The organism is Flavobacterium sp. Leaf359 (assembly GCF_001423985.1).
In the GTDB taxonomy this organism is placed as follows: Bacteria; Bacteroidota; Bacteroidia; order Flavobacteriales; family Flavobacteriaceae; genus Flavobacterium; species Flavobacterium lindanitolerans.
In genome coordinates this window covers 359,063-380,630 of sequence record NZ_LMPW01000001.1, presented here as the reverse complement: position 1 = coordinate 380,630, position 21,568 = coordinate 359,063, and the positions used below count along the sequence as shown (strand labels likewise).

23 protein-coding genes are annotated in these 21,568 nt (G+C 37.7%); 12 read left to right on the top strand and 11 right to left on the bottom strand.

Features of this window, described 5'->3' with window-relative positions; translation table 11 throughout:
* The first annotated feature begins 404 nt into the window (after positions 1 to 404).
* Entirely contained in the window at positions 405 to 1,778 is a 1,374-nt protein-coding gene (locus ASG38_RS01720) for a hypothetical protein (protein ID WP_056066246.1), read from the top strand.
* Between the two features lie 10 nt (positions 1,779 to 1,788).
* Here ASG38_RS01720 and ASG38_RS01715 read toward each other — a convergent pair whose 3' ends face one another.
* The gene (locus tag ASG38_RS01715; protein WP_056066241.1) at positions 1,789 to 2,919 is read right to left on the bottom strand and encodes an FAD-dependent monooxygenase; all 1,131 of its coding nucleotides are present in this window, start codon (positions 2,917 to 2,919) and stop codon (positions 1,789 to 1,791) included.
* Between the two features lie 65 nt (positions 2,920 to 2,984).
* Positions 2,985 to 3,551 carry a Crp/Fnr family transcriptional regulator gene (locus tag ASG38_RS01710; protein WP_157485977.1) on the bottom strand — a complete coding sequence of 189 codons (567 nt, stop codon included), beginning with the start codon at positions 3,549 to 3,551 and terminating at the stop codon, positions 2,985 to 2,987.
* A gap of 33 nt (positions 3,552 to 3,584) precedes the next feature.
* Here ASG38_RS01710 and ASG38_RS01705 point away from each other — a divergent pair, with 33 nt between their 5' ends.
* The 3 genes from ASG38_RS01705 (at position 3,585) to ASG38_RS01695 (ending at position 5,657) form a co-directional block, all read left to right on the top strand.
* Positions 3,585 to 4,175, top strand: a complete 591-nt coding sequence (locus ASG38_RS01705; RefSeq protein WP_235498544.1) for a Crp/Fnr family transcriptional regulator — start codon at positions 3,585 to 3,587, stop codon at positions 4,173 to 4,175.
* Positions 4,176 to 4,243: 68 nt separating this feature from the next.
* Entirely contained in the window at positions 4,244 to 4,984 is a 741-nt protein-coding gene (locus ASG38_RS01700; protein ID WP_056066235.1) for an SDR family oxidoreductase, read from the top strand.
* A 49-nt stretch (positions 4,985 to 5,033) separates the two neighbouring features.
* Positions 5,034 to 5,657, top strand: a complete 624-nt coding sequence (locus ASG38_RS01695; RefSeq protein WP_157485976.1) for a hypothetical protein — start codon at positions 5,034 to 5,036, stop codon at positions 5,655 to 5,657.
* 11 nt (positions 5,658 to 5,668) lie between these two features.
* On the opposite strand, the gene ASG38_RS01690 is transcribed toward ASG38_RS01695, so the two are convergent.
* Entirely contained in the window at positions 5,669 to 6,043 is a 375-nt protein-coding gene (locus ASG38_RS01690; RefSeq protein ID WP_056066229.1) for a Fur family transcriptional regulator, read from the bottom strand.
* A gap of 146 nt (positions 6,044 to 6,189) precedes the next feature.
* On the opposite strand from ASG38_RS01690, the gene ASG38_RS01685 reads away from it, so the two are divergent.
* On the top strand, positions 6,190 to 7,101 hold the full coding sequence (locus ASG38_RS01685; protein ID WP_056066226.1) for an NAD(P)/FAD-dependent oxidoreductase: 912 nt from the start codon (positions 6,190 to 6,192) through the stop codon (positions 7,099 to 7,101).
* A 46-nt stretch (positions 7,102 to 7,147) separates the two neighbouring features.
* Here ASG38_RS01685 and ASG38_RS17595 read toward each other — a convergent pair whose 3' ends face one another.
* Entirely contained in the window at positions 7,148 to 7,777 is a 630-nt protein-coding gene (locus ASG38_RS17595; RefSeq protein ID WP_056066221.1) for a hypothetical protein, read from the bottom strand.
* Positions 7,778 to 8,092: 315 nt separating this feature from the next.
* On the opposite strand from ASG38_RS17595, the gene ASG38_RS01675 reads away from it, so the two are divergent.
* The 5 genes from ASG38_RS01675 (at position 8,093) to ASG38_RS01655 (ending at position 12,791) form a co-directional block, all read left to right on the top strand.
* Positions 8,093 to 8,383: a hypothetical protein gene (locus tag ASG38_RS01675; RefSeq protein WP_056066218.1), complete on the top strand. Its 291-nt coding sequence runs from the start codon at positions 8,093 to 8,095 to the stop codon at positions 8,381 to 8,383.
* 167 nt (positions 8,384 to 8,550) lie between these two features.
* The gene (locus ASG38_RS01670; RefSeq protein WP_056066215.1) at positions 8,551 to 9,006 is read left to right on the top strand and encodes a hypothetical protein; all 456 of its coding nucleotides are present in this window, start codon (positions 8,551 to 8,553) and stop codon (positions 9,004 to 9,006) included.
* A 37-nt stretch (positions 9,007 to 9,043) separates the two neighbouring features.
* Complete coding sequence (locus tag ASG38_RS01665) at positions 9,044 to 9,520, top strand: nuclear transport factor 2 family protein (protein ID WP_056066213.1); 477 nt, start codon at positions 9,044 to 9,046, stop codon at positions 9,518 to 9,520.
* Positions 9,521 to 9,525: 5 nt separating this feature from the next.
* Positions 9,526 to 10,413 carry a type IV pilus biogenesis/stability protein PilW gene (locus tag ASG38_RS01660; RefSeq protein WP_056066210.1) on the top strand — a complete coding sequence of 296 codons (888 nt, stop codon included), beginning with the start codon at positions 9,526 to 9,528 and terminating at the stop codon, positions 10,411 to 10,413.
* Positions 10,414 to 10,508: 95 nt separating this feature from the next.
* Positions 10,509 to 12,791, top strand: coding sequence for an acyl-CoA dehydrogenase (locus ASG38_RS01655; protein ID WP_056066207.1), 2,283 nt, complete (start codon positions 10,509 to 10,511; stop codon positions 12,789 to 12,791).
* 1 nt (position 12,792) lies between these two features.
* Here ASG38_RS01655 and ASG38_RS01650 read toward each other — a convergent pair whose 3' ends face one another.
* The 7 genes from ASG38_RS01650 to ASG38_RS01620 all read right to left on the bottom strand — a co-directional run bounded on the left by ASG38_RS01650 (position 12,793) and on the right by ASG38_RS01620 (position 19,734).
* Positions 12,793 to 13,842 (bottom strand): o-succinylbenzoate synthase, encoded by a 1,050-nt coding sequence (locus ASG38_RS01650; RefSeq protein ID WP_056066204.1) that lies wholly within the window; start codon positions 13,840 to 13,842, stop codon positions 12,793 to 12,795.
* 11 nt (positions 13,843 to 13,853) lie between these two features.
* Positions 13,854 to 15,062: a M48 family metallopeptidase gene (locus tag ASG38_RS01645; protein ID WP_056066201.1), complete on the bottom strand. Its 1,209-nt coding sequence runs from the start codon at positions 15,060 to 15,062 to the stop codon at positions 13,854 to 13,856.
* 86 nt (positions 15,063 to 15,148) lie between these two features.
* The gene (locus ASG38_RS01640; protein ID WP_056066198.1) at positions 15,149 to 15,826 is read right to left on the bottom strand and encodes a metal-dependent hydrolase; all 678 of its coding nucleotides are present in this window, start codon (positions 15,824 to 15,826) and stop codon (positions 15,149 to 15,151) included.
* 11 nt (positions 15,827 to 15,837) lie between these two features.
* Complete coding sequence (menA, locus tag ASG38_RS01635) at positions 15,838 to 16,785, bottom strand: 1,4-dihydroxy-2-naphthoate octaprenyltransferase (protein ID WP_056066195.1); 948 nt, start codon at positions 16,783 to 16,785, stop codon at positions 15,838 to 15,840.
* A 43-nt stretch (positions 16,786 to 16,828) separates the two neighbouring features.
* Positions 16,829 to 18,331 (bottom strand): PH domain-containing protein, encoded by a 1,503-nt coding sequence (locus ASG38_RS01630; RefSeq protein WP_056066191.1) that lies wholly within the window; start codon positions 18,329 to 18,331, stop codon positions 16,829 to 16,831.
* Positions 18,331 to 18,849: a PH domain-containing protein gene (locus tag ASG38_RS01625; protein ID WP_056066188.1), complete on the bottom strand. Its 519-nt coding sequence runs from the start codon at positions 18,847 to 18,849 to the stop codon at positions 18,331 to 18,333. The genes ASG38_RS01630 and ASG38_RS01625 overlap by 1 nt, the downstream gene beginning before the upstream one ends.
* A gap of 45 nt (positions 18,850 to 18,894) precedes the next feature.
* A complete protein-coding gene (locus ASG38_RS01620) occupies positions 18,895 to 19,734 on the bottom strand; it encodes a 1,4-dihydroxy-2-naphthoyl-CoA synthase (protein WP_056066185.1) in 840 nt (279 codons plus the stop codon).
* A gap of 69 nt (positions 19,735 to 19,803) precedes the next feature.
* Between ASG38_RS01620 and ASG38_RS01615 the strand changes: the two genes are divergently transcribed.
* Together ASG38_RS01615 and ASG38_RS01610 are read left to right on the top strand one after the other, a co-directional pair.
* The gene (locus ASG38_RS01615; RefSeq protein WP_056066182.1) at positions 19,804 to 20,913 is read left to right on the top strand and encodes a C1 family peptidase; all 1,110 of its coding nucleotides are present in this window, start codon (positions 19,804 to 19,806) and stop codon (positions 20,911 to 20,913) included.
* 74 nt (positions 20,914 to 20,987) lie between these two features.
* A complete protein-coding gene (locus tag ASG38_RS01610) occupies positions 20,988 to 21,416 on the top strand; it encodes a PH domain-containing protein (RefSeq protein WP_056066179.1) in 429 nt (142 codons plus the stop codon).
* Positions 21,417 to 21,568 lie beyond the last annotated feature (152 nt).

Below are 21,568 nucleotides of genomic sequence, written 5' to 3'. Positions count from 1 at the left end.
TTTTTTTCGTGTTTAAATTATAAGATTAATTTCTTGTAATATTCGTGGCGAATAGTATTCTTTGTATTGTTTTCCGGATAACAAGATTTTGAATGGCTATTATCGAATGATTACAATGCAAATATATAAGAAATAAATCTTCTTTTAAAATAAAATAAGATTATTTTCTAATTATTTGTAATTCATTGATTACTAGCTTATTTATATAATTTACTTATTTAGAAGCTATCAGATATCAATATAATAAACTAGTTATAAACAACTTACAACAATAAACCATATTAACAGAAAAGCTTTTTTAATTGATTTTACAGAATAAAAAGAAGAATATTTTCTAACAACATATGTGTTTTACTGTTCCCTTCTAAATTCTTATATTGCACAATTAATAGTAAATATAAGCCATGCTCAAAAAACTCTTTTTCCTATTTTTCGGATTTCAGGCTATTTATGCCCAAGAAAAAACGCCTCATTTGAATGGTAATGTGAAAATTTCAATTACTGAAGGCACATTTGAATGTGATTTTACACTTAGTGACATTCCCAACCTCAAAGACTATTATATCCGTATTAATTCCGGAATGAATATTCTTAATTTTAAAAGTCTGCAGCCAAATGAATTTCTAATTGGCTATAGCTTTTCTCCTGATGACAAGGCCTATGAATCCAGAGGTTATTATTTTCCGGCTAACAACAGAAAGGATAAGTTTTTACCTAAGGCAGTACAGGTAAAATATGTAGGGAAATTTCCTGTCATAAAAGACACGATTAATGATTATAGTCGAAAAGACTGGAAAGGTAACATTGCCTTTAATTCATTTTCAGTACGTGCCGACGGAACACAAAGCGCATGGTATCCTATTCTATACGACATTACAAATGACAAGATCTATGATCAGATGACTTATGATGTGACTATTGAATGTGTAGATTGCAATACTTTATATGTCAATGGAAATATTCCGGTCAAAACATCTAAAAATCGATTTGTAAGCGATACTCCAAAAGAATTGATGCTGTTTTGTGGAAATTACGATTACAAACAAATCAATACTACCTATATCCTAAATCCCGATATTGGCATTGACAAACTAAAAGAATTGGAAGCTTTTACAGGCACTTTTAAAAAATACTACGAAAAAAAGCTATCAATCCCTTTTGGACAACCCATTACTTTTATACAGACGACTCCAACTTCTAAAAAAGATGGTTGGCTTTTTGTCGCCTATCCAACTATAGTCAACGTCGGATATGGGAATAACAGCCTAAGCGGTCTTCTCGATAAATGGTTCAAGCCTTTTATCGCGCATGAATTAGGACATTATTATTTTGGCACTTATAAAGTATTTAATTCTGAACTGGGCGATATGCTAAGCGAAGGTTTTGCAGAATATCTGTCACTAAAGCTCTCCTTAGACCTGTTAGGTAAAGATGTCTGCCAGAAAGAAATCAATGAAAAATTCGAATTTCTAAGTGATTTTAAAGCAATACCATTCCAAAAGATAAAAACTACCGCAGATTACGTAGACCGACAGACTTATGTTTACGATTATGCTCCTATTGTATTCCTTGCAATTGAAAAAGAAATTGGAGAAAAACAGATGTGGCAATGGATACGTACTCTATTACAATCTAAAACGGAAATGACCAATTATGATTTTATGATTAAGACTTTGGATAGTGTATTGAAAGACAAAACAAAACTGGAAAATATCATCTCAAAATATTTTGATTCAGATGATTCTGTCGAAAATGCCATTAAAAAACTAAAAAGCTGATTCTATCGAATCAGCTTTTACTTTCTAAAGCAAACAATTTTGCCAATTGTCTTCGGTTTAGACAAGTCGGCGTGGCTTTCATAACAAGATTCCTAAATGTAATCCCAAATGGATTTCTGAGGTGCGACAGTTTGCCTATTTTCCAACTCATGGCTACCACAGCATGCGCTTTTTCTTTGCGCAATTGAGGATACAGGCGAAACGCTTCATTTATAGAATGCTTTTTAAGCAACTCTCCTAGCACATAAGCATCTTCAATTGCCTGACAGGCTCCCTGACCCAAATTAGGCGTCGTAGCATGGGCCGCATCACCAATAAGGCAAACGTTATCCAAACTCCATTGCTGTATCGGTTTTAAATCCATAATTGGAGAAACAAACCAATTTTCCTTTGGAGTGGCTTTTATAATATGTGCTACTGATGGATGGTAGTCTTTTAAAAAAGGGACAATATCAGAATCAACTTCCGCCATATCCTTATCAGCAAGAAAATACCAGTATAGTTGACGGTCATTAAGCTGGACAAAACCAAACCGGGTGCCTTTTCCCCAGGCTTCATTAGCTTCATTCCTATAGGTTCCCGGCAATTCGACCTTGTCAACTACACCACGCCAACACCATTGTCCGGCATCACGCAATTCACTTTTCGGGAATAGCAATGTCCTTACAACAGACCGGATTCCATCGGCACCGATAAGGTATCGGGCTTTAACCGATGTACCGTCTTCAAATTCAACATGATGAATGTTTTCATAAGGAATAATATCCTTAAGTCTCTTGCCCAAAATGATATGTTCCAGCCCTACTTCTTCTGCCAATATTTTATGCAGGTCGGCTCTGTGAATGGCAATTGTACTGACATTTAATTGTTTTTCGAAAAAACGAAGGTCATTGGATGAAAGTTTGCTAAAATTGGGTTTGGTAAGATTCATGGCAGTAATCCTATTCCCATGCCGGGCAATCGTATCGGCCAGACCCAGATGACGGTATACCTGCATGGCATTCATTGCTAGTATGATGCCTGCGCCTACGGGTTTTAATTCGTCTGCACTTTCATAAACTTTAAAAGAGATTCCTGCTTTTTTTAGAGCTAAGGCGGTAGTTAGTCCTCCTATTCCTGCTCCTATGATCGCTATTTCCATTTGCTGATGTTTTTGATAAGGCAAAATTGCAGTACCGAAAATGAAAAAACGTTCACTAAAGTTAATTAATTGCCTCGTTTTCGTATACGGCTCAGCGATTGTGCCGTGATACCTAAATAGCTTGAAATGTATTTCTGAGGTATTTTTCTGATGATTTCCGGCGACTTCCGCAAAAGGTTCTGATAACGTTCTTCAGGGCTGTAAAAAAGCAAATCCTCTATCCTGCGCTTCGCTTCTAAAAAACAGATATCCGACATCGTTTTACTGAACCTGGTCCAGAAAATATCACTGTCTATTAATGTATCCAGATGCTTCTTTTGAAAAACCAAAATTTCCGTATCTAAGGTAGTTTTGATGATAAAACCGGATTTCTGATTGGTTATATAACTTTCGTAATCGCCAAAAAAGTCACCATTCACCTGAAGCAAGAAACTGATTTCTTCTCCCAAATCATTCACGCAGTAAGTCCTTACAGCTCCATTGACAATATAGCCCAACCAATCGCAAACTGCATTGCCTTCAAATAGAATACTGTTCTTTTTAAACTCCCGGGTTTCAGAAACAGATAAGAATTCTTTTAGCCTGTCGGCATTTAACCCCAAACGTTGAGCCAATTCTGCTTCATTTATCATGGTTTGATAATTTATTGAAACAAAAATAGTAATTTGGAAAGCAAATTTTATGCGATGGACAGTCCAAAAGATGTACTAAAACGGTTAGGCATTCCTGAAAAACAAGCCGCGGAGTTATTATCTATTTCCAGAACCAAACCAATAAGCAGCGGTGAAGACTATATTTCCGCAGGACAAACACCCAAAACATTTGCAATTGTTATCAACGGACTCTTCCGGTATTATTATATAGATGAAAAAGGGAATGAATTTACCAAAGGTTTTATTCCGGCAGCTACCGTTTTGAGTGCCTACTCGGCTATGCGCTACGAAACATCGTCCTTCTTTTACATTCAGGCTCTTGAAGACTCCGAGATACTGGAAATAGATTATAAAAAATGGCTGTTGCTGCAACAGGAGGATTCTTTTTGGGACAAGTTTCTTATCCAGGCGCTGGAAAAAGGATATTTTACCAAAGAAAAAAGAGAAAGGGAATTGCTTTTACTGGATGCCGAAGCGCGTTATAAGATTTTCACAACTGAATTTCCCGATTTGGAAAAAAGAATAAAACTGCAAATTGTAGCTTCCTATCTCGGTATACAACCTGAATCCTTGAGCCGCATCCGAAAAAATAAGCCCGCTTAACATAAGTCAATTTTTTAACCGATTGCGCCTTCTATTTTTGGGCCATAAACCTATTAAAATAGAATTTAATGACTTTACAAAACAACACCATCCTGATTACGGGCGGAAGTTCCGGTCTGGGGCTTGAAATGGCAAAACAGTTTATCAGTCTGGGAAACAAAGTAATTGTTTGTTCGAGAACATCCGAAAAATTACGGCAGGCACAAAAGACAGTGCCTGGAATAATAACTTATGTCTGTGATATTTCTATTGAAGAAGAACGCAGGAAATTGAGCAAATGGATTGAAGAACACCATCCAGAAATAAATATACTAATCAACAATGCGGCTATTGTGCATCGGATTCAATTTGCTGAGGATGCAGAAAGCTACGAAAAATCAGCCCGGGAAATAGCGACCAATCTCCAGGCACCTATTCACCTGTGCCAACTATTCCTGCCATTGCTAGCAGTTAATCCCAATGCAAAAATCATCAATATTACTACGGGGTTGGTCTATGTGCCAAGAACGGATTATCCGTTTTACAACGCCACCAAAGCTGCGCTGCACTCGTTTACTCAGGTTTTAAGAAATCAGCTTAAAAACAATTCTATAAAAGTGACAGAAGTATTATTTCCTGTTGTAGATACTCCCTGGCATGAAGGCAATGCACCAAAAATAGCCATAACACCTCATAAGGCTGTAAATGAAATGATCAAAGGCCTAATAAATGGAAAAAATGAAATAAGGGTTGGCAAAGTCAGGATATTGTATTATCTCGCACGCCTTGCCCCTAAATTTGCGTTCAGAAAAATCAATTCTTTGAGATGAACCAAAAATGATTGCGGTAATCTTCTATATTTGCAATAAAGCCCATTCTATGAGACTAAAAGCAACCTTATTATTCTCTTTATTCCTATTCTGCTCCTGCAAAGAAGAAACCAAACTCCAAAATACAGTAAAAGAAGAAGAACCAACTGAAACTATAGAAACCGCTGTAATTCCATCAGAAGAAGGCTTCCGCTTTGAGGATTTCCAAATCAGAAAAGGAGGATTAGGACGCATAAACGTAGGCATGTCTTTGGAAGAAAGCGAAAAATACCTGAGAGGACTCACCCGAAAACGATGCGACCCCTTTGATTTCGGATTTGATGGAGGTGGCGATGCGTATATCTACTATTGGAAAGACCAGCCTGTTTTGGGACTCATTCCTGAAATGGATACTAATATATTACTCGCCATTGCTGCCATACACAAAGAACTGAAAACAGATAGTGGATTACACCCCAATGCTACCATAAAAGACATCCAGCGTCATTACGGTAATTTACCGCTATATCAAAATCTTATGATGAGTTGGGAATTTATGTATGACGAAAAAACAAACTGGGATTTTGTATTTATGAAAGACCCCGAACATCAGGTAGGCAGCTATGAAACACCTGATGCTCCCGGAAAAATAATCGATTTCAATGCCAAAACAGATTGGATTACCATTCACTAAGGCAAATAGTTCTAACTGCAATTAGGACAATACCCTGAAATAAAACCATTAAAATTGGCAACACTATAACCCGGAGGCAAATTGAGATTGGCTTCGTTGGGCATACATTCTACCTTATCACAGCCTAAACAACGAAAATGAAAATGGTTGTGATGATGCTGTTTCTTTTCACAATTAATACAAATTGCAAAATATTGCTTGCCGTCATCGCCTATAATCCTGTGTGCAATACCCTCATCACAAAAACGATTCAAAACCCTGTAAATAGTAGCCCTGTCTGCCTGTCCGTCTAAAGTATTTAACAGATTTTCATGGCTTAGTGCCTGTCTGGATTTCTTCAATGAATCAAGGATTATACTTTTTGTTTTGGTATTTCGGGTACTCATAATTTTATTTTTTAATGCGACTTAGTTGCAATAATACAAAAAATATTTATCTTTGATACGTTTCGCAGAAATCTATTTTGGATTTTACTGCTTAATTTTAACATACCACACCACTACCCACTTTTATTAATCTAAATACGATTACAATGGCAGACAGCAACACTTTTGAAGTTATCATTATAGGCGGTAGCTATTCCGGCCTTTCGGCAGCAATGAGCTTAGGACGTTCTTTACGAAAAGTCCTGATTATTGACAGCGGAAAACCTTGTAACAGGCAGACACCGCATTCCCACAATTTCCTGACACAAGACGGGGAAACACCAGCAGCAATTTCACAAAAGGCAAAAAAACAAGTGATGGATTATCCCACTGTCAGTTTTCATGAAGGTCTGGCTATAAAGGCGCATAAAACAGGGAATGATTTTGAAGTAATCACAGAAACAGGAGAAAAATTCACTTCAAAAAAATTGATTTTTGCAACCGGATTAAAAGATATTATGCCTGAAATAGATGGCTTTGCCGACTGTTGGGGCATTTCTATTCTGCATTGTCCTTATTGCCACGGTTATGAAGCGCGTGATACTAAAACCGCTATTTTGGCCAATGAGGATAGCGGTTTTCATTATGCACAACTGTTATCAAACTGGACAAAAGACCTTGCACTTTTCACTGACGGAATTTCAATACTGACAGCAGAACAGGCCGAAATAGTCAAAAAAAACGGAGTAAAAATCATCGAAGAAGCTATTAGTCATATTGAACACGACAAAGGGAAAGTGCGTCATATCGTCTTTAAAGACGGGACCCAATTTCCTGTGGAAACCATTTACTGCAGACCTAATTACATACAACACTGCCCTATTCCTGAAGAATTAGGCTGTGAATTGACGGAACAGGGACTTATAAAAACCGATGCTTTTCAAAAAACAAATATTGACGGCGTATTTGCTTGCGGAGACAGTACAAGCGGAAGGTCTGTTGCCGTGTCTGTATCTACCGGTTCAATTGCCGGAGTTTTTGCTAATAACGAATTGACAGGAGAAGCTTTCAATAACTAACAAATAAAAAACCGGCGGTAAATTAGCGCCGGTTTATACTTCCATCTTATTTTTTAGATTTCTTTTTCTTTTTGGCTTTTGCTTTCGCTTTGGCTTTTGCTGCTTTTTTTGCCTTCGCTTTTTTTCTGGCTTTTTTCTTTTTTTCCTTCTCTTTTTTCTTTTTAGCTTTTGCTTTTTCTTTCTTCTTCTTTTTTGCTTTTTTGGCTTTTTCCTTCTCTTTTTTAGCCTTTTTTGATTTCTTCTTATCTTTCTTTGCCACTTCGGTATTTTCTTGAGCTACCTGTGCTACTACCGATTTTTCTGCCTCTTGAGAAGCCACTTCTGCACTTTCTTTAGATTCTGGTTTAGCAGAAACAGTTTTGCTTGCAGTGGTCGTTTTTGAAACTGCTGCCGTTTTTGCTGTTGCAGGTTTGGAAGCAATCGTTTTTGAAGCATTGGATGTTCTTGCGGCAGGTTTTGTTGTAGTTGGTTTTGCCGCTGTTGTTCCTGGTGCTGTTGCTCTTGCAGTAGCGGGCTTTGCTGTTGTGGTTTTAGCTGTTGTACCAGCCGGCTTTGTTGTTTTTGCTGTTGCAGCTGTTTTTGGACTTGCCGGTTTGGCTGCGGCCGGAGCTGCTTTTGGAGCATCCTGGCTTTTCTCTGGTGTATTGCCTGAATTGGTTTCGCTTATTTGACTCATTGTATCGGATTTACTATTTGTTTATTTTATTAAAAATTCCTTGAGATTTTTAGCTGTATTTCTTTAAAGTTAATCTATTGTAAATTTAACGTTAACAAAATTAAGGCTTTAATTCATTCGCCAATGTTAAGTTTTCACCTGAAGCAAAAACTTAACATTGGAATTTTTAGAAAAAAATAATATGCGGCCAGCTCTTGCCAAAATCACAACAATTCCCAATATCTTCATAAAATTGGTGATTTGGGCCATCTATTTTAGGGTTTTTAAATAAAATTGAGTAAATTCAAAATATAAACCTTTAAAAATTCCTATCCCATGAAAAAGTCAATCCTTATCGTTGGCATGACAGCACTTTTTGCTTTTGCCTCCTGCAGAGAAGATAAAAAAGTACCTGAACCGGCACCTAAAACACCACCGGTAGATAATCCTACGCCACCACCTTCACCAACAACCGGAGTACCCGCAACATCACAAGATGAAGATGGAACTAATATTTCGGTAAGCAAAGATGGTGCTGCAGTTGAAACAAAAGACGGTAAAAATAAAACAGGCATCAGCGTTTCTAAAAATGACGCTTCTGTCGAAATCAAGAAATCTAAAAATTAAACAGATAAGCCGGCAAAGTTTGCTGGCTTATTTAATCAAAGGTCATTTACTGTTGTAAAAAGCAGTTTAAATAAATTTTATTTTTTACTTTATATAATATTGTTTATATCACTATAAATAAACTATTTGACAAAACGATATTATTTAAAAACAAAAGAATTATTACTATGAAAAAAATATTCTTACTGTTGTTTGGCATCGCTATTCTGGGAGCATGCAAATCAAAACCATCGACTCCAAAAATGGCAAAATTAGAACTCTCTCAAGTAAGTCCGTCGCAAAAAAACAAGGCCTACGAACTGGGAAAAAGAGTATTGAATGCCTGTAATACTTCCAAATTCAAACCTTTCACAAAAGAAGAAGCAACCGACAAGGTAATACAAAACACTACCATAGAAAGACTATCGAGTACCTGCAGGAAATTTTCAATCAAGTATGGCAAATTTGAAGACTTAAGACTGGTTGAGGTGATTAGGAATAATACCGACGAATCACTTATCTTTAGATATAAAGCGGATTATCAAAGAAAATTTGCTCAAAAAGAATTACAGGTTACGTTAGATAAGGACAACAAGGTAGCCGCCATTCGCTCAACAGATTGGACAGATAGTTATACACCGTAGGCAATATTTACCTATTTTAGCATACCAAACCTGAAAAATGAACACCAACGAACAGATTATCGAAGAGTTTTATGCAGCCTTTGCTGCCCAAAATGCAGAAACCATGTCCAGCTGCTACCATCCGGATATTGTTTTTGAAGACCCTGCTTTTGGAAAACTGCATGGAAAAGATGTTTCTGATATGTGGCATATGCTCATTGAACGGGCAAAAGGAAACCTGAATATCGAATTTGCAGATATCAAAGCTGACGGACAAAAAGGAAGCGCCACCTGGATTGCCACTTACCATTTCACAAAAACCAACCGAAAGGTCATTAATAAAATAAACGCTTCTTTTGAATTTAAAGACGGATTGATTATCAGGCATACCGACTCGTTTGATTTCTGGAATTGGGCAAAACAAGCCTTGGGAACAACAGGCTTATTGTTGGGATGGTCTTCCTTTCTTCATAAAAAAGTACAGCACCAGGCTTTGGAATCTTTGAGAAAATACCAACAAAAACTACAATCATAATCGTTATGAAAAAAACAATCGGCTTAGCATTATTTTTCCTTTCCATATCCGCTTATTGCCAGGATTCATATAAAAACTTTCAGGATGCCTTAAAAGCAAATGACACTACAAAACAGTTACAAATCCTAACGCAATGGGAAAAATCAAATGCCAAAGACCCTGAATTATACACCTCCTATTACAATTATTATTTTTCCAAAAGCAGACAGGAAGTCGTTTCTATCGATAAGGAAAATAAAGGCAAGGAAAGCCTGAAATTAGTAGATTCCACGGGAAATGTTGCCGGTTATATGGGCAGTTCAATTGTGTATGATACTTATTTCCTGAAAAAAGCTTATGAAAGCATCGATAAAGGGATTTCAAAATTTCCCAACAGGCTTGACATGCGTTTTGGTAAAATTTACGGTTTGGGTTTAAATAAAGATTACGAGGCTTTTACAAAAGAAATAATTAAAACCATCGAGCAGTCTGGCAAAAACAACAACAAATGGCTTTGGACACTGAACAAGCCGGTCGATGATCCGGAAAACTTTATGCTTGGAAACATTCAAAGCTATGTAGAACAGCTATACAATACTGGCAATGATAATCTTCTCAAAAACATCAAGCGAATTTCGGAAACCGTTTTAAAATACAATCCCAAACACGTCGAAAGCCTTTCAAACATTTCCATATTCTATATTATCAACAAAGAATACGACAAATCATTGCAGTATTCGCTCAAGGCACACCAAATCAATCCAAGCGATGCAATTGTTTTAGGCAACATTGCCTATACCTATAAGGAGAAGGGCGACAAAGCCAATGCTATCAAATTCTATAAACTTACCTTAGAACATGGTGACGAGAGTGCAAAACAACAAGCACAAAAAGCACTTGACAAACTCAAATAAGGCAATTAAATTAACAAACATTTAAATTCAAAGACGTCATAATTGCTTAACTTTAAAAGACCAGAAATTACTGCTCTTATAGAAATTATTGTATTATGACAAATCCAATTTTAAACTCTTTCCTACCCTTATTTTATATTGCCTGGTCTGATGATGTACTCACAGAAAAAGAAGCTACCCTGCTCCAAGAATCGATTAATTCGCAGGATTGGCTGACCAAAGCAGACAAAAAAGAACTGCTTTCTAAAATAAACATTGACAATCCGCCAACAAGAACAGAGCTTCTCGAATGGAAGGATTCTATAAAAAAAGCCGTAAATGAAGACAGTGAAGAGGAATCGCTTACGGATATTGCCCTAAAACTCGCATTGCTTGACGACCCTAAAATCAGCAATGAAAAACTAAAACCGCTTTACTTCTATCTTCAAAATCTGGAGAAATCATTGGGAATCATTAGTAACGAAGCAGTTTACGCCTTTAAGGAAACACACGACACCATTACTTCAAAATATAGTACCGAAGCTACTTTTTCAGTTGAAAAACTAACCGAAATATTAGACGGAAACCAGGCCGAAATCATCAATACCGTCAAGAAGGTAATCAGCCGCCCCACTTTCAAATACGAAACCTCTAATGATATTGAAGTCTATCGTGAAAAGGTCCTGAAATGGTGCAAGATACTTGCCAAGGAAGGACTTGGAGCTACCGCCTATCCCAAAAAACACGGAGGACAGGATGATATAGAAGCCTACTTCTCTATTATGGAAACCCTTAGCTACCACGATTTGAGCCTCGTTATCAAGTTTGGAGTGCAATTTGGACTTTGGGGAATGAGCATCCAATCACTCGGAACAGAAAAACATTATGCAAAATACCTGAAAGACATTGGTTCACTTAAACTTCCCGGTTGTTTTGCTATGACAGAAACCAATCATGGCTCTAATGTTAAATCGTTGGAAACGACAGCTATTTACGACCACAAAACAAAGACTTTTACAATAAACACACCACACAAGCTCGCCAGAAAAGAATACATTGGTAATGCGGCCCGTGACGGACAAATGGCAACCGTATTTGCAAAATTAATCATCGACGGCAAAGACCATGGTGTTAATGCTTTTATCGTGCCAATACGCGATTCAAAAAACAATGTGCTGCAAGGCATAACAATTGAAGACTGCGGTCATAAAATGGGCCTGAACGGTGTCGACAACGGAATTATTTACTTTGACAATGTCATCATTCCTAAAGAAAATATGCTCGACAGGTTCGCATCCATCAACAGCAAAGGACAATTTGTAAGTCCTATTGCCAGTGATAACCGTCGCTTTTTCACCATGCTCGGCACTTTGGTAGGCGGAAGAATTGGCGTTCCGCGTTCCGCCCTGGCCGCCGCAAAATCGGCCTTAACGATTGCCATACGCTATGGTGACCAAAGAAGGCAGTTTGGCCCACAGGGAGGTTCTGAAGTGCCTATCTTAAATTACAGGATACACCAGCGCAGATTGATGCCCTATCTGGCAAAATCATATGCTGTTCATTTTGCACTGCAATATGTCACACAACGGTTTGTCAAAAGACAGGAATCCGAAATGCAGGAAATCGAAGCACTGGCTGCCGGTATGAAAGCCTATTCCACCTGGAATACACGCGATACGATTCAGGAATGCCGTGAAGCCTGTGGCGGAAAAGGCTATTTGTCTGAAAACCGGTTTGATGCATTGAAAAATGATACCGAAGTCTATACTACTTTTGAAGGTGATAATACCGTACTGATGAATCTGGTAGCGAAAAACCGACTTACCGAGTTTAGAAATCAGTTTGGAGAAATGAACGTGCTAAGCCTCTTCAATTATGTGGTAGACCAGGCCAAGACTTCCATCACTTATAAAAATCCTTTTGCCACAAGGAATACAGATGAAAACCATCTGATTGACAGCGAATTTCATATTCATGCATTTACTTTCCGTGAAAAAGAAATACAGGCTTCTGCGGCAAAACGCATCAAAAAACTGCTGGATAGCGGCCTGGATTCTTTTGACGCATTTAATATCGCACAACATCACTTGATAAACGTAAGTCAGGCCTATCTGGAAAGAATTGTATTAGAACAGTTCCAGCTACAGGTTGAAAACACAAAAGACGAAGGTTGCAAGGCTGTTTTGAAAAAACTCTGTCAGCTTTACGCACTTTCAACACTTGAAAAAAATGCCAGCTGGTATCTGGAACAGGGTTATATGGAAGGCGTAAAAACAAAAGCAATACGGAAATCGGTAAACCAATTATGCTGGGAAATCAGGCAGAATGCCGTGCCTTTGGTCAATGCTTTTAATATACCGGAAAGCTGTTTGAGCGCGCCTATTGTCACAAAACAATAAATCAAGCCTTTAGCAGTAGGTCAATATTCCAATCCAAATCCGGATTATAGACCAATTCACCCTTTTTTACTTCAAGCGGACAATCAAAATTGTTGGTATAAAGACTTCCTGTGCCTAAACCCTGGGGCATCGGATTCTGTTTTTGAAACGTCCATTGGGCAATAGCATTCAAACCAATATTGCTTTCTAAAGCTGAGGTGGCCCACCAACCAATATTGTATTTTTCGGCCAATGCAATCCATTCCTCAGAACCCCTAAAACCACCTATAAGACTTGGTTTTAAAATGATATATTGCGGCCTGATTTTTTGTAACAGGGCTTCTTTTTGAGCATAATCAAAGACACCTATCAGCTCTTCATCCAAGGCAATAGGAAAAGGAGCGTTTTTACACAGCTCTGACATACTGTCATGTTGATTTTTTTGTATAGGCTGTTCTATGCTATGTATTTTAAATTCAGATAATTGATTTAATTTAAACAAAGCTTCACTTGAAGTAAATCCACCATTGGCATCTACCCGGATTTCTATCGTAGAAACATCATAATTTTCACGTATAAGACGCAATAATCCGAGCTCTTTTTCAAAATCTATGGCTCCTATTTTGAGCTTTATGCAATGAAATCCTTCAGCCAGTTTTTCTTCGATTTGTGACTTCATAAAAGCAGGCTCACCCATCCATACCAAACCATTAATCGGGATGTTTTTTTTGCCATTTGTAAAATCGGAAGGGAACAATAAAAAAGGCGTATTGCTATCTAAAGACAGAAAAGCCATTTCAACACCAAACTGCAAAGAAGGAAATTCAAGAAGCATTTCCCAAAGCTTTTCTTTTCCAAGATGAATGTTTTCGCAAACCCATTTTAGCTTTTCTTCGTAATCCGGCCTGTCGTCTGCACTTAACGTTCTCAGAATACCGCACTCACCTATTCCCAGTTTGCCATTTTCCTCCAGAATAAGGAACCAGGTTTCTTTATGGGTCATTATGCCTCGGGAAGTGCCTGATGGACGCTTAAAATCGAGAATATATTTTTTATAGGATGCTTTTAGCATAGTCAATCTGTTTATTCTTCAAGCAGTTTTAAAATCCTGTCAAAATCATCACTTACAAATCCTGCCTTTCTCAGGTCATCAAAATCAAATTGGGCCCTGGCTTTCCACGACAAGGTTGGAGTAACGTTTTGTCCTCTGTATTTTTTATGGATTTCTTTTGCCTTTTTGTAATCGCCTTTCAGCAAATATACATGCGCCATATTCAATTGAATAAGCAATTCCGACTCATCCTTGCTTTCTCCCTCTTTTAAAGCCTTCAAGGCTTTGTCAAACTGTCTGGAATACAAATAATACTGTCCCAAAGCGTTATAATCCAATACAGAGGCATTTCCGTTCTCCATAATCCCGGTCTGTAACAAATCAATTGCCTGTTCGTATTTTCTGTTTTTAAAATACTGCATTGCATCCAATCTTATAGCAGTCAATATCGATTTGTTTGCCGGTTTTTCCAAAAGACAGGCATTGCCAAAATCCTTAAAGGCTTTGTTTTTTTCAATCGCCAAAAGATTCTGAAATTCCTGAAATTTATAGCGCTTCTGCATCTTTTCGAGAATGCAAAGCGAGAAGTCATCCGCATTCAGCATTTTCTTAGCCAGGTCTGAAGCCTTAATCTGCCTGATGATTGTCTGCCTGTTTTCCAATGTCCAGCCCCGGCTCAGCTTATTATCAACCCATGGCACGATTTCAAGGACTATTTTCTGTTTCATAATCCAGTTCATGCTTTCAAAGCCGAACCATAAGTATTCCTGTCCTGTCTTTAAACAGGAAGATTTGTCTATAGAAAGTCGTCTGGCTTCTTTGTTTACCGGACTATTCTGAAAAAGGCAGGCATTGTCTGTTTTCCCTTTCTCTTTATACTCTTTTGCAAAGGCATTGCTTGAAAATATGCCGTATTTGCATTTATCATCACCGGAAATCTTAGAAGTCAGAAACACAGCACCAGCAGCACCCTGACTAATACCGCTTGGGTCCGGTATTGCTTTTAAGAGCGAACTAAGACTGTTTGCCATTTGCTGGTTTTCATCCAGAATTGTAATCCTGTAAACAATTTCTGTTGTGCCCATTGGCAGGTCTTCTGTCTTTACCGTTATCTTTTCTCCGGCCGAGACAATGATTTCTTTTGTTGTAGCGCGCTCTTTATCCCAATAGCCATCTTGCTGTGAGAAAGCAGATTGGGCTAAAACCAAAAACAAAAGAAACGTAATTTTTCGTGTAAGCATTTTTGCAAATAATTCATTAATTGCTCCCAGAGCATAAAAAAAAGAAAAAGGACTACAAATCCTTTTTCCTTACTTTTTTATTTGTATTAAATATCGATGGAATCCCCGATTTCTAATAACATCAGGTCTTTTCCTCTGTCAAAAAATTTCTTTTTGGCTTCTTCCTTATCGATTTTGATATAACCGAAAGTATCATAATGGCACCCTAAAATCTTATCGCATTCCACAAAATCAGAAGCAATAATGGCATCTTCAACATCCATTGTGAAATTGTTTCCTATCGGAAAAATAGCCAAGTCAAGCTTGGTTCTTAATGGAATGAGCTTCATGTCAAAAGTCAGGGCAGTATCGCCGGCAATATAAATATTCTTATGTTCGCCTTCAATCACAAAACCGCCAGGATTCCCGCCATATTTGCCATCATTAAACGAACTGGAATGAATGGCGTTCACATATTTTACAGTTCCGAAATCAAATTTCCAGCTTCCGCCATGGTTCATTGGATGGCTTTTTAGTCCTTTTGCTTCAAAATACCATGCGATTTCTGCATTTGAAACAATGGTTGCCCCAGTACGCCTGGCAATAGCCTCTACATCGAGGACGTGGTCACCGTGTGCATGCGTCACTAAAATATAATCGGCTTTAAGTTCCTCAATATTGATATGGCTTGCCAACTCATTTGCAGTTATATAAGGGTCTACAATGATATTTTTGCCTCCTACTTCGATACCGAGGCTTGCGTGTCCGTAGAATGTAATTTTCATAGTTTTTTATTTTAATTATTTACAATAATATCCGAAAGGAAAAAAATCAGGCATAATGAAAGCAGTACTGACAAAAGAAAAGTACTGATAGCCAGTTTTTTTAATTCCGGGTCTAATTTTTTAGGGTCTTTATTTTTATACACCGTTATCAAATGGCTGATTAATGGGAAATAAGCCACGACGAAAATATACTGGTCAAACTGGAAATTATTCAACACCGCAAAAACAAGCACCAAAATCATGGCAGAAATTACCAGAAAATAATGGTATTTTTTTGCTTTTGCTCCGCCAATTTTCACAACAATAGTGTTTTTACCTGATTTTCTATCCGATTCTTCGTCTCTCATGTTGTTGAGGTTTAGTACTCCTACACTCAAAAAACCTATCGCTATAGCCGGAAGGAAAAGTTTATAGTCCAACTCTTTAGAATATAAAAAGTTAACACCCAGCGTACTCACCAACCCGAAAAACACAAAAACAAAAAGGTCACCATAACCACGGTAGCCATAAGCCGTATTCCCAACTGTATATCGGATAGCCGAGGCAATAGCCAGAAGGCCTAATACTAAAAAGAAAATCGAGTAACCTATATTCGTTTCGCCAAACGCGAAATAAATCAGCAAAACGGCTGAAATAAAAGTCAGTACAGAAGTAATGATAATGGCCCGTTTCATGGCTTGTGGCGAAATTACGCCGCTTTGGATTGCCCGTTTCGGACCAATCCGGTCTTCATTATCGGTTCCTTTGATTCCGTCACCATAATCATTTGCAAAATTGGAAAGTACCTGAAGTCCCAGTGTTGTCAGGATGGCAAAGCCAAATAGCTGCCAATTAAAAACTTCGGTCGGCGTCAGCACATTGGCTGTCGGATATGCTAAAGCATACATACTCCCCACAATAATTCCTGATACCGAAAGTGGCAATGTTCGCAGACGTGCTGCTTCTACCCAATGTTTCATTTTTAGTGTTTATTCGTAAATAGTGTTTCTTTTTCAGGCAAAGTTACATCCAGTTCTTTTCGGATGTCTCCACCTGATACAGCCAATAGTTGACCAATTGTTTTATATGCGTAAAATCTCCAAATCTAAAGTCTACATCACCTGCAGCCGTATGCAAAATTAAGTGCCCCACATCGGCACTTTTATGCCAAAAATATTGTTTGGCAGTAATTGCCTGGATTTTATGCGGCTCTATAATCTCGTGTTCCACATCCCAGGCTCCGTGTCTTTTTATGACAAAGTCCTGATTTACATACAATGCATGGTTTCTATAACCAAAATAAATCAGGCTGCTTATAAGACATAAATATACAAAAACAAGTGGAATATACAGGTCCATATTTCCAATTTCTGCATAATGCAAAAGGGTTAAAATAACGGCCATAAAAGCAACAGCAGAAAATGTTCTGAAAATCAGATAGCGAAAATTGGAACGGTATTGGTTTCCCTTTTGCGGAATTTTTCCGAGGATAATTCTAAGGATTTCATCCCTTTCTTCTGTATTACAGCCCGGCACCTCAATCGCATTGCTTTTTTTCTTCTGTTCCTTTACTTCATCACTCGACGCCTGCTTCATATTCATATCCAATATCCTGAATTTTTTCTGGAAATAATTCTGGCTATAGGATGTAATCTGGACTTTATCAGGATTAAGCAGCGTATTCTTCTTTGCAAACAATCCGGATGTGATGACCAGTGACTGTTTCTGCTTAATCATTACAAAATCAAAATGCTTGATAAAGATTCGGACAATATTGATAAGCAATACCAAAACCAACAATCCGAAAATTAAAATTCCGGCAGAAAAGAAACCTGCTCCTCTTTCAAAAACGGTATCTACCTCTTTCTCGTCAATTTCAAACGCATTAATCGCATCTTTAAAACTTTGATAAAGCGTAATGACAAAAGTTACCAAAAGCGCTATGGTCCGCCCGTAATTGGATGTAATTCCTACTTTAAATAACGTGTTGTAACTTATTTTAAGAAAGGTTTTTGACTCTTTTATTACTTCTTGATTATCGTCAAGTGCTTCTTCATCCTTATCGCTATAATCAAGTAATTTTTCTTTTAGCAACAATGCCAATCTTTGGTCGATTGCCCGAATGCTGATTTCTTTTTTATCGGTTCCCGCCGTATCAATATCCAGACTATAGACGCCAATTATTTTTTGGATTATGGACTGATTGATGTCAACCTGCTGGATTTTGGAAAGCTGAATACTGATTCTGCTTTTGTTGATAACACCTTTTCTCAATACGAATTCCTGTTTTTCTTCATCCAGATAGAAAGTAAAATTTCTGTATTTCAAGTAGCCAATAACTAAGGTAAGCAGCACCAATCCTAAAAAACCAAGTCCAACAACCAAATATTGATCTTCTTTAAGCTTGAATAAAATAACCAACAAAAGAACCCAAAATTGGCGAACAATGCTCTGAAAAGTGTCGGCAAACATGACTATGATTCCCGTAACCGATTGCCGTTGCGGGGTAGTAAAATCAAGCCTCATCAGATGTGGTTTTGGATTTTTTGCATTAGCAGTTCCTTAATGCTTTCTGCCTTTTCTTTTTCAATTCCGGAAATTTTCACGTCACTGGTGTTTCCACCTGCCGTAAATATCTGAATCTGTGCCAGTTTATATATTCTGGAAAAAGCACCCTCATGCATTGCTACATGCTGAATCCTGTTGAAAGGCATTATGGTGGTTGTGGTTGAAAGCAAACCTCTTTTGTAAAGGATATCCTTATCTCTTAAAGCAAAAGCACGTCTTTTCACAGCCATAACCGAACTGAAATATAAAATCAGCGCAAAAACCGCATACGAAATCCCAAAAACCAGATAGGTCTGAGTATTCTGAAAATCTTCATTGAAATAAATCAGTACACCAATTCCAATAGCTATAATCAATAAAACAATCGCAATATTGATATAGACTACCTTGATATAATTCTTATTCAGTGGCGAAAAGTGCACTTCCTCAAATTTTGGAAGCTGATTTATGTCAATGGTTTCATTTGTAAATTCCATCGCAGTTAGGGGTTTCTATAAGTTAGGATACTATTGTTTGTGGGTCTATGGCAAATATTTCTTTTCGAAGTTTGGTTTTCTTTTTTCCAGGAAAGCGTTTCTCCCTTCTTTGGCTTCGTCTGTCATATAAGCCAGACGCGTTGCTTCTCCTGCAAAAACCTGCTGTCCGACCATTCCATCATCTGTAAGGTTCATGGCAAATTTCAGCATTTTTATAGAAGTTGGCGATTTGGCCAAAATTTCCTGAGCCCATTCGTAGGCTGTATCTTCTAATTCAGCATGAGGGATTACAGCATTGACCATTCCCATATCAAAAGCTTCCTGTGCCGAATAATTCCTTCCTAGAAAGAAAATTTCTCTTGCTTTTTTCTGTCCAACCATTTTTGCAAGATATGCCGAGCCATAACCTCCGTCAAAGCTTGTCACATCTGCATCCGTCTGCTTAAAAATAGCATGTTCTTTGCTTGCCAATGTCAAGTCGCAAACCACATGAAGGCTATGTCCTCCACCAACGGCCCATCCCGGAACTACTGCAATGACTACTTTTGGCATGAAACGGATTAAACGCTGCACTTCCAAAATATTAAGGCGGTGCATTCCGTCATCGCCCACATAGCCCTGATGTCCTCTCGCCTTTTGGTCACCACCACTGCAAAAGGAATATACACCATCTTTGGATGATGGTCCTTCAGCAGATAACAGGACAACACCAATGGAGGTATCTTCCTGTGCGTCGTAAAAAGCCTGATAGAGTTCGCTTGTCGTTTTTGGACGGAAAGCGTTCCTTACATCCGGACGGTTAAAAGCTATCCTGGCAACGCCATTGGACTTCTTATAGGTTATATCTTCAAAATCTTTAACAGTTTCCCAGTTTATTGAACTCATTTTTATACTATTTTAGCGTAAAAATAAATCATTTTTTACAGACTACGAATAACAAAAATTAAAATCTAAATGAGACAGACTTTCTTACCTATTGCTTTGCTTGCATTTGCTTTTTCAGCATATTCTCAAAAGTATGAGTTCCAAACCATTAAAGATATAGAAGCGACTCCTGTAATTTCTCAGGACATTACCGGAACCTGCTGGAGCTTTTCTTCTACTTCTTTCTTAGAAGCTGAAATTATCAGAACAACAGGCAGGAAAATCGACCTTTCTGAAATGTACAATGTGCGTAATACCTATCCTAAAAAGGCATGGAATTATGTAATGCGTCAGGGAAAAGCACAATTTGGCGAAGGTGGTCTAAACCATGATGTTATCAATAGCGCTATGCAATTTGGTATTGTGCCTTTGACAGCCTATTCCGGTTTGGTAGGAAATGCAACCAAGCACGACCATTCTAAAATGGCAAAAGAACTGGAAGATTTGCTGAAAAAATATGCCGACCCTTCCAAAAAACTGGATCCGAAATGGAAAACTGAAGTAGAAGCCATATTGGATAAATATATGGGAGCCAACGTAACCGAGTTTACTTACGACGGAAAAAAATATACGCCAAAGAGCTTCCTGGAAATGACCAAACTAAATCTGAAAGATTATGTGACAATCACTTCTTTTACCAACGAGCCTTACTACAAGACTTTTATCCTGGATATCCCTGACAATTTTTCTAACGGAAGCTTTTACAATATGCCTCTTGACGAGTTTGTACAAAACGTTGATAACGCTTTAGACAAGGGCTACACGCTGGCTTTGGATGCCGATGTAAGTGAAAAAACTTTTTCCGGAAAAAATGGAATTGCTGTAATCCCGGAAAACGAAGCGGATGAAAAGACGATTCTTACTGAAATCAAACCGGAAAAGAACATCACTCCTGAATTCCGCCAGCAGGAATTTGAAAACTTCAATACTACAGACGACCACCTGATGCATATTGTTGGTAAAGTAAAAGACCAAAAAGGCAATATCTATTACAAGGTAAAAAATTCATGGGGCTCAAAGAATCTTGGAAATGACGGTTATATCTACATGAGTGTTCCTTACCTAAGATTAAAAGCCATTTCTGTACTATTGCACAAAGATGGACTTTTGAAGAAAACCAAAAAAGAATTAGGCGTCTAACGTTTCCATAAAAAAACAAGTCGGGATTTTCTAATCCCGATTTTTTTGTTTGAACTATTTTCTTAAATTTAAAGATGAAAAAATTTTATTCAGACCATCATATTCCTACGGTCACTATGCTGTGGCTGATTGTTCTCTTTTTAATCGCCACCCCTTTTTTTACACCCAATCAAATCTGGGGTGAAATGTTTATCCCTATTATCATAGTTTCACTTTGTACCCTTCTTATTCTATGGATTCTTTTGGATACCAAATATGTCATCAAGAATTCATTCCTTCATTATACATCAGGACCTATTCGCGGAAAAATTGATATTTACAAAATCAATGCAATAGTCCACCAAAAAAAGTGGTTTGTACAATCAACGCTTAAACCTGCTTTGGGTAGCAAAGGACTTATCATCAAATACGGCAAATTTGACGATATTTATATTTCGCCGAAACGAAAGCAGGAATTCATTGATGCCTTGTTAGAAATCAATCCGCACATCGAAATCGAGTAGAAAAACTGTTAAATTTTACTCTTTGAAAATTATGCAATCGGCAATTTTGAAAAGTTTATTTTATCGAGTATTCAATAAATCTTTCTTATTGTTTTCGTTTCGATAAAATGTTGCCGAATTCCGGAAATTTATGAACAGCGGTTGATAAGTCG